General features: G+C 47.0%; 5 protein-coding genes. 1 reads left to right on the forward strand and 4 read right to left on the reverse strand.

Features of this window, described 5'->3' with window-relative positions; genetic code table 11:
- A partial coding sequence (locus OXH16_15800) for a hypothetical protein (GenBank protein MCY3682865.1) occupies positions 1–512 on the forward strand: 512 nt, incomplete at its 5' end.
- A 99-nt stretch (positions 513–611) separates the two neighbouring features.
- Here OXH16_15800 and OXH16_15805 read toward each other — a convergent pair.
- From OXH16_15805 to OXH16_15820, 4 genes are all read right to left on the reverse strand, one after another.
- The gene (locus OXH16_15805) at positions 612–1,052 is read right to left on the reverse strand and encodes a hypothetical protein (GenBank protein MCY3682866.1); all 441 of its coding nucleotides are present in this window, start codon (positions 1,050–1,052) and stop codon (positions 612–614) included.
- 249 nt (positions 1,053–1,301) lie between these two features.
- Complete coding sequence (locus OXH16_15810) at positions 1,302–2,861, reverse strand: glutamate decarboxylase (GenBank protein MCY3682867.1); 1,560 nt, start codon at positions 2,859–2,861, stop codon at positions 1,302–1,304.
- 49 nt (positions 2,862–2,910) lie between these two features.
- Entirely contained in the window at positions 2,911–3,888 is a 978-nt protein-coding gene (locus OXH16_15815) for a hypothetical protein (GenBank protein MCY3682868.1), read from the reverse strand.
- A 252-nt stretch (positions 3,889–4,140) separates the two neighbouring features.
- Positions 4,141–4,883 (reverse strand): PD-(D/E)XK nuclease domain-containing protein (locus OXH16_15820; protein ID MCY3682869.1); only part of this gene is annotated, 743 nt, incomplete at its 5' end.

Below are 4,883 nucleotides of genomic sequence, written 5' to 3' on the forward strand. Positions count from 1 at the left end.
TGCGAAACGACTTCACATGGTCACAGGGTACCTATCGCCTGTGTTTGCGCAAGTCCGATGTTGTGGAAGGAGAACTACTTCCCGCCAACTATAACACCGCAGACATCGCATATAGCTGGGGGCATTACGAGTATATTTGGGTACGCATGGAGGTGATGGATCTGAGTACAAATGAAACGACTACCATCGGTGCGCTGGCATTTCCGGGGAAAACGCTTTCATTGAGTACACGCAACACCATATTCGTTGAGATTTACGGTCACGGTGGGAGCTTTTACGTCAAGGATGTCCCTTTATTCAGTCTTTCTTTTTCTCATTTCCAGGTGGATGAGAAAGATCAGCACCATAATTATATTCGGGAAATTTCAAATCCATTCTCCGAACACGTCAATGCCCCAGTGATGGCGCAGACAAGTTACCTGCAAGATCAGCGCGTCATAAAAATTGATGTGAAAAAGTCCACTGAAAAGAGGGGAAAAATTATCACAGAGATCCTGAAAAATGGACTTTGACCCGTTTCAGTGGATAGTGCTGCGGAAAGCACCCTTTATGCTGTTATACACCAAAACGAGTCGAGTCCAAGGTTACAGAGATACTATCGTCTATTTTATTTACCTATCAAGTCCTGGTAGCACAACCCGCTCACAGGCACTTTGACTTGGATATTGCCCCTCGATCATCTCCCGAAATTTCCTTCTTTGTCTCTCTTTGCTTTTAAGCTGGAGTAACGGCTGCAACCGATAGACCGCCAGGAAACCCAACCTTGGGTCTGCGTCATCCAATTTCAAAATAAAATCTTTAATTTCCTCATCCAGCTTGAGCAACTGTAGAATCAATCGAGTTTGCGTCCTCGAAATACCCACCTGCTTCGCAAGTGCAGTCTGAGATTGAACATGCCCCTTTTCAAGAAGCTCTTGATAATACACGGCCCTTTTGAGATAGTTGGGATGGTGCAATTTTTGAGTAACAAATTTTTCTGAAGGCTTATGACCGATTGCGATTATAGGCCTCTTGTTCCTGCGGAAGTGATGGATGGGGAAGTTATCCCACACACAGAAAAGTTCAGTCGATGGAACTGTTGGGGAGCCAAGAATATCTTCTCGCTGAACTTTGATCTATCTTCAAAGGTCGTAAGTTTTTGCTCCCACAGAGCAACACTTACGGCCTTTTGTTTTGCCTCTGATAGGGTTGCCTCGTTTAATGGCTTCGGCACTTTTGTATATAATCTCCGAAAAAAAGCAATACGTGACGATACCATTGTGTTCCTCTTTTAGCCGTGTATCAACCTCAAGGTTTGCCGTTCAACAGTGGTTTGTAATGCGCTGATCCTGATGACGCAAACTTTCGGTCTTAAATCCATGTAGCTTGGTAAAATCAAGTGGATCAATAAATTCAAACGCGCTCATGAATGACTCTAAGAGTTTTTTTGCCACATTGCGGGTCAAATTGCTTTTTACCACGATGCGGAACATGGATGTCTGCCCCGCTTGATCGTAAAATAAGGGCAAAGTTTCTCCACTTAAGGGATGTTCGTATTGCATTCTATAGCCACTTACATACCAACGGTACTGAGACAAAACGTGCTGCAGGTCAATATCGTCGTAGCTGATATCGCAGTCTGGATTCAGCCTGGCTGTGACAACGGGTAAACATTCTGTATCTCCATTGTCGAGGATCGTGAACCTCGGCTTCCTCCGGTATGTCATGGCTTTGAGACCATCGCGCAAGAATTTTGCGTTTTGCATCAGATTGTCGCAACATTGTTGGTATCCACTCAAGCCCTGCCGTATCAGTTGGTAATACTGGACGTAAACCCCACTGGCGGGTCTGGAAAAATTGAGGGTATAGGAATCCGCATCGCCTCCGAGATAGGTCACTGAAATTGCGACATGCTCGCTCAGATCTTTGCGTTGCCGCCACACGATCCAACCCGTGCCACAACACGATTCTCCGTATTTGTGACCGCTGGTAGATATGGACAACACATTATTCAGGCGAAAATCCCATGGACGCAGATTTGACTGAAATGGCGCAATAAACCCGCCCGATGCAGCATCTACGTGGATGCCGACCTGATATCCCCTGGCTGCGTTGACTTCTTCAACCACCTCATTGACCTGTTCAACAGGATCGTAGTGACCGCTGTAGTGATTCCCCATAATACACACCACACCCATCGTATGTTCATCAATCGCTTCGCGCACTTTTTCTGGGTCCAGGGTAAAGGTATCTACAGATGGCTGAATAAGGCGTGGTTCAATATCCATGTACTTGAACAGTTTTTCCCAGGCAGCTTGAAAGCATGTAGAAATAACAAGATTGGGCCTGCTACCCAGCACATCGTCACCCGTTAAGTTTTTGCGCTTAGCATACCAGTCACGCCAGCGGAATTTGAGGGCAAGCCCTGCCAGCAAACACGCTTCAGTTGAACCAACGGTACCTGCACCTGCATATACGCCATAGTCATCAAAATCGTCAGGTTTTGGGCAATGCCACAAGTTGGCAATCATATTGACAACAGTATCGTGCAATTTGTACGAATTGGGATAGACTGTCTGGTCTGCCATATTGACGTGGAGACCGAGTAAGGCGATATCCCGTTCTTCTTTTTCCAAAAAGACATTGACATAAGACGATGTGTTAAACCGATAGTCGAAATCGAGTCCATTGACACTCTCAATAATGATCTGCGCCGCTTCTGGGGTAATGCCGTACTCCGGGATATGTGTGATATCCAACCAATTTTTTTGTGCCGCATCCGAATAGTAGTAATTCTGGGAAAGTTGGTTGCGCGACTTGAGCGCTTTGACCTGTGTACGCAGACGATCAATTTCTTGCTGCATAAGTTCGGTTTCAGACATATTGCCTCCTGTCCTTCATTGTAGAGTTCTCTGTTTTTGAGACACACGGTTAGAAAACCAGCGACACTCCGACTGCCAATCCCCAATTATGTGATATATCAAACTCACTATCAGAGTCTTTCTCCGTTTCAAGGCTAATGACCCCGCCCAAAGTGCAGTTTAAGCCTACACTACCTACCTCAGGGCCCAATGTCATGCCCACAACGAGGTCATCGAACGGTTGACTCCCCAACTGGAATCCTACGGACACATATGGCCTTGGTATGCGCCATTGCTTATATAGCCAACCGGACCACGGCTGGAGATTCACGAAGGTAAATGGCGACGGAACCAGTCGCCATTCTGGATGGTCATCCCTAAACGTGGACTCCTGTTGGTTCGGTTTTGCGGCGTTTGTGATCACGAAACCGTGCGACACGGTGTATCGAGATGGAGGAATGCCAATTTGAAATGACCACGTCCCTGACGAGGCCATGACACTACCATTCGAGTTCTCTTTTTTATTAAAGGTCACTATAAGGTAACCGCCCGCCACCAAGTTGTCTTTCACCGGCAACAACAGTAAACAGGTGTTGCTATTAACTTTGGATACAGTAGGCTGCCTCGGACTCAGTTCTGCTTTTTGGGATTTAGACGTAGTTAATTTTGTCAGACTTTCCAAGATTATCTTCAGTATGTTGATGTTCTTGGCCTTGCCCATTACGGCGTACTGAATATCCGCAGCCTTAGTGTCACAGGGTGCCGTGGCGTCGCATTGCCATTTCATGATTAATATCACGCTGTCAGTTGGCTTGATCTCAAATGGATGTTTCTTCAGTCCCCTGCTCGCGTTATTATTGTCAGAGTTGCTCTTGACGCATTTGTAGTCCTCAAGTTTGGTGTCGATCATAATCTGGGGACAACAGCCTGTCTGTTCCTTTCTGAAGTCGTATATAATCTCCACCACACGGTTTTCCGCTGCTTCCAACCCCGAGTCCAGGCAAAGGGCCAGAAAGATGCCCCCGACTGTCAACCACCAAGACTTCATCTTCACCTTCCTATAAAAAATGGTGTTTCCCTTCACAAAATATGCATAAATTTTTATACAAAATGAGGGCGATATATCGTTCAATCGAGACAATATATCGCCCTCATTAAGAAAATCAAAACCCAAATGGGTGTATCAAGCACCAATCATTGTGATACACTCCAATCTCTATCCGCGAGCAAGATACAGATAGGAAGAAAAAAGTAGATGCATCTGATTGGGAAGGTGAGACTTTTCATCGGTTTGTACTCTTCATGCAAGAGCTGTCTCGAACCCTATCAGATTGCGGGTCTCGCGGCTGAACTCTACCCCGATCAGATGAATCGGCTCGCCCAGATCGCGGTATTTGTCCGCATATCCCTTTGCCTGCAATTGCACCATTGCAGTCCCTTCCGGTGCCAATTCCATCACTTTGAACTCGAACAGATACACATTGTCGTTGAAACGAACCGCCATGTCCAGACGCCCATCGCTGCTGCTGTCTTCCACAACGATGTCGAAGCCCACCGATGCGAAATAGGAGTAGAAGACGCTGGCGTAGTAGCCTTCGTAGTTCGCTATGTCATTGTTTGTGTGCCACTGGTAGGGAATGCTGGCAAAGAACGCCTTGAACAGGCTTTCCAGACTCGCAAAATCATTGACCAGCAGCAGGTCATACAGACGGGCGCGATGCTCTGTGCGCTGTGAGGGATCGCCAGTCAGGTGATTTAGCAGGCTCCTGTTCAAGCTCTGACGCACTTCCCGATTCGGATAGGATAGCCGATAATACATCTCGCCACCGCGCGGTTCGGTTTGGATAATCGTGAGATACCCGGTCTGGAACAGCAATGCTTCGGTGGCGATGTGGTCAACATCAAAAGCCGACAGCAAATCATCACTGCCCAGCATGTTGTCCAGAGCCAGCGAACTGACCCCGCGCGATAGTAGTGTCTCGATCAGAAATGTCGGCGTGCCGGTCTCAAACCAGTAGGCTTTAAAGCTGCGGTTTCGGAACA

This window comes from Gemmatimonadota bacterium, assembly GCA_026705765.1.
Classification (GTDB): domain Bacteria; phylum Latescibacterota; class UBA2968; order UBA2968; family UBA2968; genus VXRD01.

Excerpts from the sequence above, each read along its gene's own strand:
- OXH16_15810 (MCY3682867.1), bottom strand. The coding sequence starts at position 2,861 with ATGTCTGAAACCGAACTTATGCAGCAAGAAATTGATCGTCTGCGTACA.
- OXH16_15815 (MCY3682868.1), bottom strand. The coding sequence starts at position 3,888 with ATGAAGTCTTGGTGGTTGACAGTCGGGGGCATCTTTCTGGCCCTTTGC.